10 protein-coding genes are annotated in these 13,632 nt (G+C 60.3%); 6 read left to right on the top strand and 4 right to left on the bottom strand.

Annotated elements, in window-relative coordinates:
• Positions 1–445: 445 nt before the first annotated feature.
• Positions 446–562 carry a cytochrome c oxidase subunit CcoM gene (ccoM, locus tag HX815_RS31820; RefSeq protein WP_003210916.1) on the bottom strand — a complete coding sequence of 39 codons (117 nt, stop codon included), beginning with the start codon at positions 560–562 and terminating at the stop codon, positions 446–448.
• 143 nt (positions 563–705) lie between these two features.
• On the bottom strand, positions 706–1,008 hold the full coding sequence (locus HX815_RS16655; RefSeq protein ID WP_143495551.1) for a hypothetical protein: 303 nt from the start codon (positions 1,006–1,008) through the stop codon (positions 706–708).
• On the opposite strand from HX815_RS16655, the gene HX815_RS16650 reads away from it, so the two are divergent.
• From HX815_RS16650 to HX815_RS16640, 3 genes are all read left to right on the top strand, one after another.
• Positions 1,002–1,874, top strand: a complete 873-nt coding sequence (locus tag HX815_RS16650; RefSeq protein ID WP_087694973.1) for a LysR substrate-binding domain-containing protein — start codon at positions 1,002–1,004, stop codon at positions 1,872–1,874. The genes HX815_RS16655 and HX815_RS16650 overlap by 7 nt on opposite strands.
• Positions 1,875–1,962: 88 nt before the next feature.
• The gene (locus tag HX815_RS16645; RefSeq protein WP_003210913.1) at positions 1,963–2,433 is read left to right on the top strand and encodes a RidA family protein; all 471 of its coding nucleotides are present in this window, start codon (positions 1,963–1,965) and stop codon (positions 2,431–2,433) included.
• Positions 2,430–3,626 carry an aminotransferase class V-fold PLP-dependent enzyme gene (locus HX815_RS16640; RefSeq protein ID WP_177123345.1) on the top strand — a complete coding sequence of 399 codons (1,197 nt, stop codon included), beginning with the start codon at positions 2,430–2,432 and terminating at the stop codon, positions 3,624–3,626. Before HX815_RS16645 ends, HX815_RS16640 begins: the two co-directional genes overlap by 4 nt.
• Here the strand turns inward: HX815_RS16640 and HX815_RS16635 are convergent.
• Positions 3,623–3,964 carry a hypothetical protein gene (locus HX815_RS16635; RefSeq protein WP_008430424.1) on the bottom strand — a complete coding sequence of 114 codons (342 nt, stop codon included), beginning with the start codon at positions 3,962–3,964 and terminating at the stop codon, positions 3,623–3,625. The genes HX815_RS16640 and HX815_RS16635 overlap by 4 nt on opposite strands.
• Positions 3,965–4,180: 216 nt before the next feature.
• Here HX815_RS16635 and rapA point away from each other — a divergent pair, with 216 nt between their 5' ends.
• Positions 4,181–7,027, top strand: coding sequence for an RNA polymerase-associated protein RapA (rapA, locus tag HX815_RS16630; RefSeq protein WP_003210909.1), 2,847 nt, complete (start codon positions 4,181–4,183; stop codon positions 7,025–7,027).
• Between the two features lie 185 nt (positions 7,028–7,212).
• Here rapA and HX815_RS16625 read toward each other — a convergent pair whose 3' ends face one another.
• Positions 7,213–8,559 carry an MFS transporter gene (locus HX815_RS16625; RefSeq protein ID WP_177028597.1) on the bottom strand — a complete coding sequence of 449 codons (1,347 nt, stop codon included), beginning with the start codon at positions 8,557–8,559 and terminating at the stop codon, positions 7,213–7,215.
• 281 nt (positions 8,560–8,840) lie between these two features.
• Between HX815_RS16625 and HX815_RS16620 the strand changes: the two genes are divergently transcribed.
• Both HX815_RS16620 and HX815_RS16615 read left to right on the top strand, forming a co-directional pair.
• A complete protein-coding gene (locus HX815_RS16620; RefSeq protein WP_177028596.1) occupies positions 8,841–11,102 on the top strand; it encodes a bifunctional diguanylate cyclase/phosphodiesterase in 2,262 nt (753 codons plus the stop codon).
• Positions 11,103–11,330: 228 nt separating this feature from the next.
• Positions 11,331–13,508 (top strand): hypothetical protein, encoded by a 2,178-nt coding sequence (locus HX815_RS16615; protein WP_023659116.1) that lies wholly within the window; start codon positions 11,331–11,333, stop codon positions 13,506–13,508.
• Positions 13,509–13,632: the final 124 nt, after the last annotated feature.

Genomic DNA, 13,632 nt, shown 5'->3' with positions numbered 1-13,632 from the left:
CAGCTCCTACAGAAAAGCAGAGCCACACCGCCCGTAGCAGCTGTCGAGCGCCAGCGAGGCTGCGTGCTTTTGATCTTGATCTGCTTTTGATTTTGATCTGCGGGCCCCGTTAACCACGATGGCCGCAAGTAGGCACGGTGGAGCGGGTAAATCGGCAAGGATGCCGATTTAGCCGCGCCGGGCCATGGATGGCCCGTCGCGGCGGCCCGCGGAGCCGTGCCGGAGTGCGGGCATGCCGAGCCTAAGCGAGGCACCGAGTGGTGGGGCAAAGCGTTTTTTGGTTACTTTTTTAGGCGTTTGTAAAAAAGTGACTCGCTGTAAGAGCGAAACCATAAGTAGCCGTTACCGCAGCAACGGATATGTACACAAATCAAAAAATCCAAAACAAAAAAAAGGCGACCGAAGTCGCCCAAAATGCCTTGCGTGCTCATGTATCCGAAAAGACCTAAGGCCTCTTACGCTTATTAGCGTCTTTCCAGATAAAAATTCCAAACCCTACAAAGAACATCACCATGAGGCCAACCGTCAGCACTCCGGCAAACACCACATTATCGAAAAACATGACCGGCCTCCTGCACTTGCCCTGTTGCGATAGGGCTAAGTTAACCAAGAAGACGAAAGAAGAAATTGACGAGGATCAATGTCGCCCGCGACGGAGCGTAAAGAAGGGAAATAAGTGACCTGCATCAAACGATGCAGGCTATATCAACGCTTTTTCGGTTTGCTTTTCGGCTTTTTCTTGGGCTTCCCCAACGGCATCGCCTGTTCAAACGCCTGGCGCACTTCATTCAGTCGCTTGTCATTCAGATCATGAACACGTTTGGCCCGTTCGGCATTCAGATCAATCAGCTTGTCATCGTCACTCATGGCTTGGCTTACGTAATGGCTTGGATGCCCCAATAATGCGTCCTGCGCCAATCCCGCGTAAACAAAATCGATGTCATCCCGCGCATTTGCCCGCAAAATCCCCCCATCCCACCCCCTCACACAGAGCGTTCGACGTGGCACTGCACAAGGACCTTCCCCCACTCCTGGCCCTGCGCGCCTTTGAGGCCGTGGCCCGGCATTTGAGTTTTATCAAGGCCGCCGCCGAGCTGTCAGTGACCCAAAGCGCCCTCAGCCATCAAGTGCAGAAACTCGAACAGCACCTGGGCAAACCGCTGTTTATCCGACGCACCCGCGCCATCGATCTGACCGAAGACGGCCAACACTACTACGACCAGATCCGCCCCGCCCTCGACACCATCGCCGCCGCCACCCGCCAGCAGCAAACACCGCCCGCCACCAGCGTACTGCGCGTCGGCCTGCTCGCCTCGTTCGCCACCTTGTGGCTGGCACCGCGCCTGGCGGGGTTTCTCAGCCGCTACCCACACATCCAGGTGGAGTTGGTGCCGGCGATTCAGTTGGCAGATGTCGCCGCCGCCGAGGTCGACCTGGCGATTCGCTACGGCAAGGGCGACTGGACCGACGTGCAGGCCACGCGCCTGATGAGCGAAACACTGTCACCCGTCTGCAGCCCGGCGTTCAAGGCCAGCCAACTGGCCAATGGCCCGCTGCTGATGGCCACCTCGCACCGCCCTTTCGAGTGGACCGACTGGTCCCGGCATTATCAGGTGGATGTGGAGCACTTCCCCAAGGCGCTGCTGCACGACTACAACATCGTGGTCGAAGCCGCCGTCGCCGGCCAGGGCATCGCGATGGGCCGCCACCGCCTGATCGAACGCAGGCTCAAGGAAGGCACATTGGTGGAGGCCTTCGACTGGCCGCCCTATCAAAGCGAGATCGGTTACTGGCTGATTGCCCCGCATGGCGAAACCAGCACGGCGGCCGCTTGTTTCAGTGAATGGCTGCGGGAAATCTGTGCCGACGCATGAGTGATTTCGATACGTCGAGTTAAATCTATCCGTTTGTCGGCGAAAATCGCCCCGCCCATGCTGAAGACTCTTTCCAAGAGGATTCACCATGAGCCACTCCATCTCGCAACGCGTACAAGCCCTCGGCCTGAGCCTGCCGACACCCAGCCAGCCGATTGCCAACTACGTCAATTACGTGATCAGCCAGAACCAGCTGTTCATCTCCGGCCAAATCCCGCTGCTGGACGGCAAACCCACTTACATCGGAAGACTCGGCGAATCCATCAGCGAAGACGAAGGCGCCAAGGCCGCCGAACTCGCGGCGCTGGGCCTGTTGGCACAATTAAGCGATGCCCTGGGCGATGACCTGTCGCGACTGGTGCGCATCATTCGGTTGGGCGTATTTATCGCCAGCAGTGGTGATTTCCAGCGCCAGGGTGCAGTCGCCAATGGCGCTTCGAACTTGCTGGTCAACGCCCTCGGCGACAAGGGCCGGCATGCCCGTACGGCCGTGGGCGTCGCCAGCTTGCCGGGCGGCGTAGCCGTGGAGATCGACGCGATTTTCGAGTTGCAGCCGTGACTGCGCTGTCCCTGACCGAGGTCCGGGAGCTGCGGGACGAAACGCCGGGCTGCCAATCCGGCATCGTCCACTTCAACCACGCCGGGGCCTCCCTGCCCAGCCAAGGGACGCTTGATGCAATCATTGACCAGTTGCAGCGCGAAGCCCGCGACGGCCCGATGGAGGCCGGCGAACACGGTGCACTGCTGGCGGAAAAAGCCCGTCGCGCCGCCGCGCAACTGCTCAATGCACCCGTGTCATCGATTGCCTTCGCCAGCAGTGGCTCGACCGCCTGGAGCATGGCGTTCCAGGCGTTGGGCCCGTGGCAGCCAGGCGACCGCATTCTGGTGGGCCGCCACGAATGGGGCGGCAACCTGGCGAGCATGCAGACGGCCGTGCAATCGGGTGCACAAGTAGAAGTGATCCCCTGCGATGAAACCGGCGCGGTATCCGTCGCCGGCCTGGAAGCCATGCTCGACGCCCGGGTGCGGTTGATCGACCTGACCTGGCTCCCCGCCAACAGCGGCTTGATCAACCCGGCCGAGGCCATCGGCGCGTTGGCCAGGCGTCATGGCATTGCCTATTTCATCGACGCCGGGCAAGCCATCGGTCAGGTGCCGGTGGATGTGCAAGCGCTGCACTGCGATGTGCTCAAGGGCGCCGGGCGCAAGCATCTGCGCGGCCCACGGGGGACCGCCCTGCTCTATGTGCGGCCGGATTTTCTCGAGCGCTTGAACCCGGCCCAACGCGATGTGTTTTCGGCGCCCTGGAGCCCTGCGGGATTTGACTTGCGCAACGACGCCCGGCGCTTTGAAACCAGCGAAGTGTCGTTCGCCTTGCTGGCAGGCCTGGGCAATGCGTTGCTGGAGGTCAATCGATTGGGGGTCGAGCGGGTCCGCGAGACGGTCCGGCTGTTAAGCGACACAATCCGTGAACAATTGCGCCGAATCGACGGGATTACCTTGCATGACCTGGGAACCAGCGCAAACCAGTCCGGCCTGATCGCGTTCAACCTGGCCGGCTGGGACGCCTTCGAGCTCAAGCGCCGCCTGGGCCTCAAGCGGATCAACATCGGTGCCAATGGCGTGCCCTACACTCCACTGGACATGCAGGCCCGCGAGCTGGACAGCGTGGCGCGAATCTCCGTGAGCTACCTCAATACGGCGCAAGACATCGAGCAACTGATCGCCGCCCTGCGCGAACTGCGGGATTAAACCTCGACGTCCACCCACAAGCCTTGCCGTGGTGCGTCTTCAATCAACGGCACCACCGGCACGGTGTTGTCGGCGTTGAGTTCGTCACCGGGAACAGCCAGGTGCTCCTGCGAGTCTTCATCGGCTTCGCGGCGACGCTTTTGCTGTTCCTGCTGGCGACGCTGCTCCTCGCGCAGCAGCAAAGCCGCTTCCTCGGGATCGCGCTTTTGCAGGTCGATGGTACTTTCGTTGGAGCCTGGCTGAACCGGCGCCACGGGCGGGATATCCGGCTTCTGGCGCACTGGGTCAAGCTGCGACGTGACCGGCACAACACTCAAGGGCAGCATGGGTGGCAGCATATTATTAGTCTCCTGTTCAGCAGACTGTCGGCTGCGTGGGTGACGACTTGAGCGTCAAGCCGCCAACTTGTGAACCAATCGTCATCTATCCGACGAAGATACCGCCCTTTTTCTTGCCGCTTGTAGCTTAAAGCTCGAAGCTGCACCTATTCCTTTTGGTCTGGAAGCCGTGTTCCGTTAGAATAGTCGGCTTTTTCACGGCGGGAGTCAGGCAGCATGGCGCAGCAGTATCAACCGGGGCAACGCTGGATTAGTGACAGCGAAGCAGAGCTGGGGTTAGGCACCGTTCTGGCACAGGACGGCCGCTTGTTAACCGTGCTCTATCCGGCCACTGGCGACACTCGCCAGTATGCGCTACGGAATGCGCCCCTCACTCGCGTGAGGTTTTCGCCGGGTGACACCATCACCCATTTCGAAGGCTGGAAAATGACCGTGCAAGAAGTCGACGACGTCGACGGCCTGCTGGTCTACCACGGCCTCAATGGGCAGAACGAGCAGGTCACCCTGCCGGAAACCCAGCTCTCGAACTTCATCCAGTTCCGCCTGGCCAGCGACCGTCTGTTCGCCGGCCAGATCGACCCGCTGCCCTGGTTCTCCCTGCGCTACCACACCCTGGAACACACCAGCCGCCAGTTGCAGTCCTCGCTCTGGGGCCTGGGCGGCGTGCGTGCGCAACCGATCGCGCACCAACTGCACATCGCCCGTGAAGTTGCCGACCGTATCGCGCCGCGGGTTCTGCTGGCGGACGAAGTGGGCCTGGGCAAGACCATCGAAGCCGGCCTGGTGATCCATCGCCAGTTGCTGTCGGGTCGCGCCAACCGCGTGTTGATCCTGGTGCCGGAAAACCTCCAGCACCAGTGGCTGGTGGAAATGCGCCGCCGCTTTAACCTGCAGGTCGCACTGTTCGACGAAGAGCGCTTTATCGAAAGCGATGCCACCAACCCGTTCGAAGACACCCAGCTCGCGCTGGTGGCCCTGGAATGGCTGGTGGACGACGAGAAGGCCCAGGACGCGCTGTTCGCGGCCGGCTGGGACCTGCTGGTGGTCGACGAAGCGCACCACCTGGTCTGGCACGAAGAAAAAGCCAGCCCCGAGTACTCTCTGGTGGAACAACTGGCCGAAGTGATTCCGGGCGTGCTGCTGCTCACTGCAACCCCTGAGCAACTGGGCCAGGACAGCCACTTCGCGCGCCTGCGCCTGCTGGACCCGAACCGTTTCCACGACCTGCACGCCTTTCGCGCCGAGAGCGAAAACTATCGCCCGGTGGCCGAAGCCGTCCAGGAACTGCTGGACAAGGGCCGTCTCTCGCCCGCCGCCCACAAGACCATCCAGGGCTTCCTCGGCGACGAAGGCGAAGCGCTGCTGACCGCCGTCAACGATGGCGACGCCGAAGCCAGTGCCCGCCTGGTCCGCGAACTGCTGGACCGCCACGGCACCGGCCGCGTGCTGTTCCGCAACACCCGCGCCGCGGTGCAAGGTTTCCCGGAGCGCAAGCTGCACGCCTACCCGCTGCCGTGCCCGGACGAATACCTCGAGCTGCCCCTGGGCGAGCACGCCGAGCTGTACCCGGAAGTCAGCTTCCAGTCGCAGCCGGACGTCGATGAAGAACAACGCTGGTGGCGTTTCGACCCGCGCGTCGAGTGGCTGATCGACCAGCTGAAGATGCTCAAGCGCACCAAAGTCCTGGTGATCTGCGCCCACGCCGAAACCGCCATGGACCTGGAAGACGCCCTGCGCGTGCGCTCCGGCATCCCGGCCACGGTGTTCCACGAGGGCATGAACATCCTCGAGCGTGACCGCGCTGCCGCCTACTTTGCGGACGAAGAATTCGGCGCCCAGGTGCTGATCTGCTCGGAAATCGGCAGTGAAGGCCGCAACTTCCAGTTCTCCCACCACCTGGTGCTGTTCGACCTGCCGTCCCACCCGGACTTGCTGGAACAACGGATCGGCCGTCTGGACCGGATCGGCCAGAAACATGTGATCGAACTGCACGTGCCGTACCTGGAAACCAGCCCGCAAGAGCGCCTGTTCCAGTGGTACCACGAGGCGCTGAACGCGTTCCTCAACACCTGCCCGACCGGCAACGCCTTGCAGCACCAGTTCGGCCCGCGCCTGCTGCCGCTGCTGGAAAACGCCGACGACGGCGAGTGGCAAGGGCTGATCGACGAAGCCCGTGCCGAGCGCGAGCGCCTCGAAGCCGAACTGCACACCGGCCGCGACCGTTTGCTGGAGCTCAACTCCGGCGGCGCTGGCGAAGGTGATGCGCTGGTGGAAGCGATCCTTGAGCAAGACGACCAGTTCACCCTGCCGATTTACATGGAAACCCTGTTCGACGCCTTTGGCATCGACAGCGAAGACCATTCGGAAAACGCGCTGATCCTCAAACCCAGCGAAAAAATGCTCGACGCCAGCTTCCCCCTGGGCGACGACGAAGGTGTGACCATCACCTACGACCGTAACCAGGCGCTGTCGCGCGAAGACATGCAGTTCATCACCTGGGAACACCCGATGGTGCAGGGCGGCATGGACCTGGTGCTGTCCGGTTCCATGGGCAACACCGCCGTGGCGCTGATCAAGAACAAGGCGCTCAAGCCGGGCACCGTGTTGCTGGAACTGCTCTACGTCAGCGAAGTGGTTGCTCCGCGTTCGCTGCAGTTGGGCCGTTACCTGCCACCGGCGGCACTGCGTTGCCTGCTGGATGCCAACGGCAATGACCTGTCGGGCCGCGTCTCGTTCCTGACCTTGAACGACCAGCTGGAAAGCGTGCCGCGGGCCAGCGCCAACAAGTTCGTCCAGGCCCAGCGCGACCAGCTGACGCCGCGGATCAACGCCGGTGAGGAGAAGATTGCCCCGCGTCACGCCGAGCGTGTGGCCGAGGCTCAACGTCGCCTGGCGGCGGATACCGACGAAGAACTGGCGCGCCTGACCGCGTTGCAAGCGGTCAACCCGACCGTGCGCGACAGCGAACTGGTTGCCCTGCGCCAACAGCGCGAGCAAGGCCTGGCGATGCTCGACAAGGCGGCGCTGCGACTGGAAGCGATTCGGGTGTTGGTCGCGGGCTAACTTCGCCGCCCTACCCTGCCAAACAAAAAGGCCCGCGCAATGCGGGCCTTTTTTATTCACTGTAGACATCGTTGTTATTGATGACCTCTTCGCGAGCAAGCCCGCTCCCACATTTGACCGAGTTCCATCTTGAGAATGCGGTCTAATGTGGGAGCGGGCTTGCTCGCGAAGGCGTCACCTCGGTCTCAGGCAGTAACCGCCGTACCCGGCACCTCCACCACCCCCAACCCATCCTTCATCCGCTGAGCATCGCGCACAAAACTGCGGGACGCCTGGAACAGAAACAGCATGGTCAAAAACAGCGCCACCGGAATCAGGTACATGGCGTCATGCAGTCCCACCGCCTTGTAAGCCTCGGTCATCTGCTGGGCACCGTCGGCATACATCGCCGAATGGGCAAAATGATCCGACAACCCGCCCACCACAATCGGCCCCATGCCACCCCCCAGCAAATACAAGCCGGCGAAGAACAACGCCATCGCCGTGGCCCGCAGGCGCGGCTCGACCACGTCCTGGATCGCCGTATAAACACAGGTATAGAAGTTGTAGGCAAACAACCAGCCCACGCTGAACAACGCCACAAACACACCGATCTCGATCCGCCCGGCGTGCAACGCCCAAGCAGTGGTGACGGTCGAGATGATCAAACTGCACGCCGCGAACAGCAGCCGGCCGTTAGCGATGCGTTGATGGATCTTGTCGGCAATCCAGCCACCCAGGGTCAGGCCCACCAGGCCGGTAATACCGACGATGACACCGGTGGCGACTGCCGCATCCTGCAACGGCAGCAGGAAATAGCGCTGCAGCATCGGCACCAGGAACGAGTTGCAGGCATAGGTGGCGAAGTTGAAGCACAACCCGGCCAGCACCAGCCAGAGGAATGTCGGCACCGCCAGCACCCGGCGAATCGGCCGGTCGACTTTCTCCTGGGAGACTTGCACGGCTTCCGCCGCGCCGCGCTTGGGTTCCTTGATGTAGAACATGAACACCGCAAGGATCAGCCCCGGCACCGCGGCAATAAAGAATGGCGCACGCCAGCTGTCGAACGCCTTGACCATCGCACCAATGGTGAAGAAGGCCAGCAACAGGCCCAAGGGCAGGCCCAGCATGAAGATCCCCATGGCCCGGGCACGGCGGTGGGCGGGAAACAGGTCACCGATCAGCGAGTTTGCCGCCGGCGCATAACTGGCCTCGCCGATGCCGATGCCCATGCGCACCAGCAAAAAGGTCCAGAAACTGCCCACCAGACCATTGACCGCTGTCAGGCCACTCCACGCCGCCAGGCCCCAGCCCATGAGTTTGCTGCGCGAGCCGGTATCGGCCAGGCGCCCCAGCGGCAAGCCGGCAATTGCATAAACAATGGTGAACGCGGTACCGATGATCCCGAGCTGGAAGTCGCTGAGGTGCCACTCCATGCGGATCGGCTCGATGATGATCGCGGGAATGGTGCGGTCGAAAAAGTTGAACAGGTTGGCCAGGAACAGCAGGAACAGAATGCGCCAGGCATTCGCCGCTTGGGTCGAGTTCTGCATGGGTCCGTCTCTTTTATTGTTATGTGAGCCGCGATGCCAGACGCATCCTGAGCCCGGAACCTGCAATCTAGTCAGCCTCGTGGGGATTGTCTGTAATGATTCGTAAGTCTGATGTCACTCCATCGGGCGACCCGGGCGGTCATCCCTAATCATTTGGTTCTAGTTGTTTATAAAATCATCGCCAAATAATTAGAAGCAATCTGCCATCAATCCTTGTAACTCGCTCACGCTCTCTATACTGAAAGACGCAGTCAGACTAAAACTCTGTGACGGGACATGCTATGGAATGGCTTGGTTTGCATTTTTTTACCGACCTTCCGGACAGTGGGCACTTATTACTCAATTGCAGTCATAACCCCTTTCTGGTGCTACTGGCTTACGTGGTGGCCTGTGCAGCGGGCTTCGGCACCCTGGACATGGCCGAGCGGGTCGGCCATGTCGACAACCCCAAGGCTCAACGGCACTGGCGCTGGGTAGGCGCGGGCTGCCTGGCAGGCGGCATCTGGTCGACCCACTTCATCAGCATGCTGGCCTTCCAGGCGCCTATCGCGATTCACTACGAATTGATCATGACGTTCGCCTCGCTGCTGATCGCCCTGATCGCGGCGCTGTTCGCCATGCAAACCCTTAGTCATCCAAGGCTGCGCGCCCACCAATATGTGCTGGCGTCGGTGTGGATGGGGCTGGGTATTGCGCTGATGCACTACGTGGGCATGTCGGCCATGCGCTCCGAGGCGGGCGTGTATTTCGAGACTGGCTTGTTCCTCGCCTCTGTGTTGATCGCGATCGGCGCCAGCCTGGCGGCGTTGCTGCTGTCGCTGTACCTGCGCAACGGCACCGGCATGTTCCATCAATTGCTCAAGTACGCGGCCAGCCTGGTGCTCGGCGCGGGCATTATCAGCATGCACTTCACCGGCATGGCGGCCATGCAGCTGCTGGTACCCGAAGACCTCGTACAGTCGGCACTGCCGGTGGACAACAACCCGGTCCAACTGGGGCTGCTGGTGGCGGTCATCGCTCTGCTGGTGATTGGCAGCAGCATCAGTGCTGCCCTCGCGGACAAGAAGCTGCAACACAAGGAAACCGACCTGCGCCGGGTCAACGCCCTGCTCACCGAACTGGACCAGGCCCGCGCCTCGCTGCAACAGGTGGCGCATTACGATGCCCTGACCACCCTGCTCAACCGCCGTGGTTTCAACCAGATCTTCGCCGAGAAACTCGCGGAAAAAACCGCCACCGACGGCATGCTGGCGGTGATCTTCCTGGATATCGATCACTTCAAGCGCATCAACGACAGCCTCGGCCATGACGCCGGCGACGAACTGCTGACGGTGCTGGCCGGCCACATCAAAAGCTCGGTGCGCAGCCATGACGACGTGGTCGCGCGGTTTGGCGGTGACGAATTCTGCATCCTGATCAGCATCCATCACCGCGATGAAGCGCGGCACATGGCCCAGCGCATCATGCAGAAAATGAAAGACCCCATCGAACTGGCCGGCCGGCGCATGGTGATGACCACCAGCATCGGCATCAGCCTGTTTCCCGAAGACGGCAAAACCAGCGAAGAGCTGCTGAAGACCGCTGACCTGGCGCTGTATCAGTCCAAGGATGCCGGGCGTAATAGCCTGAACTTCTTCAGCTCCAACCTGAAAACCCGGGCCTTCCTGGAACTGCAGCTGGAAGAGGAACTGCGCGCCGCACTGCGGGGCAAGAACGAGTTGGTGCTGTTTTACCAACCGATACTTGACCTGAAAAAAGGCAGGGTCACGCGCCTCGAAGCCCTGGTGCGCTGGCAACACCCCCAACATGGCCTGCTGACCCCGGACCGGTTCATCGGCATTGCCGAAAGCAACGGGCTGATTGCCGAACTGGATCACTGGGTGCTGCGCCAGGCCTGTCACGACCTGAGCCTGCTGTCGGAGCAAGGCCACACTGAATTGGTCATGGCCGTGAACTGCTCGGCCCTCAACCTGACCCGTGACGAGTTGGCCGATGAGATCGAAAACGCCCTGCGCTTCGGCGGGATCGCGGCCAATCGTCTGGAACTGGAAGTAACCGAGAACGCGCTGATGGGCAATATCAGCAGCACCCTGGCATTGCTACGGCAAATCCGCGCCCTGGGCGTGTCGCTGTCCATCGACGACTTCGGCACCGGCTACTCGTCCCTCGCCTACCTTAAGCGCCTGCCGTTGAACACCTTGAAAATCGACCGTTCATTTATCCAGGATATCCCCAAGTCGAACGCCGACATCGAGATCGTCCAGGCCATTATCGGCATGGCCCACACCCTGCACCTGCAGGTGGTGACCGAGGGCGTGGAAACCCTGCAACAATTTGAAGTGGTGCAAAAACACGGCTGTGATTTTGTTCAGGGTTACCTGCTCAGCGCTGCGGTGCCGTTGAGTGATATCAGCGCGGTGATCAACAGCCTGGACCAGAACAACCTGTTCAGCCTGCTGGGCCTGACGGGGGGTGACCCCGCGCCGAAAGATCCGCATTCGGGTCGTGCGGGCCCGGCGTCCATCGTTCGGCCAATTCGCTGAATATGGGGGCGGGCTTGCTCGCTCCCACATATTTGGCAAATCGCCATCATTTCACTAAAGAACTCCGACGAACGGCCGATTCATCAGAGTCCGGCCAGGCTTTCCCCTTAAAACCCTAGGGTTAAACCCTATCGCCCAAGACCCGGACGCACTGTAAAGTCGCGATCTCTCATTCTGTGATGGCTATTTGATACTCACTCAGCCATCCGTCCAGGCACATGGCGCACAATGACTTCTAAAAATAACTCTGCCACCGCGGTATCCGACGTGTTGCTGACAGCCCCTGCGGAAAAACCCTCAGGTTCAAAGTCATTGAGCACCGCCCGCCCACTGGCCACCCAGCAGTACCTGTACTTCACCGAAACCAACACCGACCGCATCCTCGACAACCTCGACGGCCTGCGCGACATGGTGTTCCCGCGCGCACCGCACCTGGAAGTCGACGGTGAACTGCGCAATGAGCAGGAATTCCCCTCGGTGTGCCTGATCGGCCTGGGCCGCTGTGGCTCCAACATTGCCCTGGATGTGGCAGAGCTGGTGTACAACGCCCGCAAGTTCTACCTCAACGAATTCAGCAACGAAGACAAATCCACCGACAAGGGCTACCGCCCCGCCCAGTGGATTCGCAACAACCTGCGCCTGGGTTCGAACAAGGGCACCAAACCGGTGTTCCTGGTCGAGCCGCTGGTGATGCTGGGCGACCTGGACAAGGACATTGCCGGGCGCATCCGTTTCTCGCGCAAGGGTGAGAAAAGCGGTTTCCTGCGGGACTACAGCAAGATGAAAATCATGGACCTCTCGGAAGTCCATGCCGGCGGCGCCGGTAACGCGCCGATCCTCGGCCAGTACCTGGCCAAGATCATCCTCAACAAAGACACCCAGCGCTTCTCCAGCCCCGACTGGAAGATGATCCACTCGTACCTGATCGACTCCTGCGGCATCAAGGCCAACCAGTCGCGCCTGTACTTCTCGATCTTCAGTGCCGGCGGCGGTACCGGTTCAGGCATGGCCTCGGAGTTCGGCCTGGCCCAGCAGCACTCGTACATGAACAAGACGTTCGACACCAAGCCTGCCGACGAACACGACAGCAAAAGCGGTCACGCCTTCGTGTTCGAACCGATCTTCACCAGCGGGATTTGTGTGCTGCCGAACATCTCCGATCACCGCAGCGAAATGTCCGAGGCGCTGCACATCAACGCCGGGCGGCTGTTGTGCAAATACCTGTCGGAAGAATGGGACTTCTCGTACAACTTCGACAATGAAGACAGCAGCGAAGCCAGCGTGAAAGGCCGTATCCGACCGTGGAACGCGATGATGCTGATCTCCAACGACATCATGCGTTACGCCGAGGAAAGCGATGACGGCAACATCCAGAACATTGATGTCAATGCCATGGAAAAGCACGCCAACCAGTACATCTCGCAGCAGATCTTCAACATTCTGACGGCCCAGGCGGTTACCACCGACTACGACCAGAACTACTTCCGTCGCGCCGGGATCGACATTGGCGAGACCATCCGCCTGGATGCCAACGACCTGTTCATGAGCCTGGCCGGCCCGGTGGCGATTGCCTATGCCGAATCGGTGGTGCCGGAAACGCCGGCGCCTTCGAGCGACAAGTTCAAGGTGTTCGAAAAAGAGCCGCAGCGGCTGAACATCGACGACCTGTTTTTCCGTTCCATTGATCTGCCGCACTTCAACAAGGTGACCCAGGCGATCGAAGGCATCAGCCTGTTGCCGATTGAGTCCAAGCGGTACAAGGCCTCCCTGGAGCAGTACAAGAATTCCGGCTATGACGCGGCGGCGTTGCATGACTTGCACTTCTTCAAGAACTGCTCGTCGGTGGTGTCGATTGTGTCGTTGCCCAAGGATTACAAGCTGTCCTATATGGACCTGAATCGGCTCAAGACGCACCTCAACAGCCTGTTTCCTAATACGACGCTCAAACGGTATGCGCTGGTGATCGGGGCGTCGGCCAACTTGTCGCTCACGACCTTGATCGCTAAAAGCCCGTGCCTGTCGGATGATTTTTTGACGTTGATCGTGGCATTTATCAAGCGCTGTTTTGCGCGTAATCCGTATCGGTTTGATGACACCTTGGATAATTCGATCCTGGATTTCATCATCCATGAGGATTTTGATGAAGACCGGATTGATGAGCTGCTCAACGAGTTCGAGAACCCGGCGAAGATCCTGGATACCAACTGGTATGCGATCAAGCCGATGTACGAGAAGAAGTATCGTGAGTTGATCAACGACAAGGACAAGTTTGTGTCGATCAACGATATTCGTCTGTCGCGGGATTGTGTGAAGAAGGCGATCAAGTACCTGCGTGAGATTTATCGTCACCGGATTGGGAAGACCAAGGTTATTTCGCTGAATAACCATACCGGGAAGACGGCGTAGGCTTTGTTGCTGAGGTGGGGTGTATATCCGTTATTTGGGTGATGGCTTATATCGGTTCCGCTCTTACAGCGGCTCACTTTTGAACAGCGCAAAAGTAAGCAAAACGCTCTTGCCCCACCACTCG

Source organism: Pseudomonas sp. E6002, from assembly GCF_013385565.1.
Classification (GTDB): Bacteria; Pseudomonadota; Gammaproteobacteria; order Pseudomonadales; family Pseudomonadaceae; genus Aquipseudomonas.
This window is presented reverse-complemented; position numbering and strand designations above follow the sequence as displayed.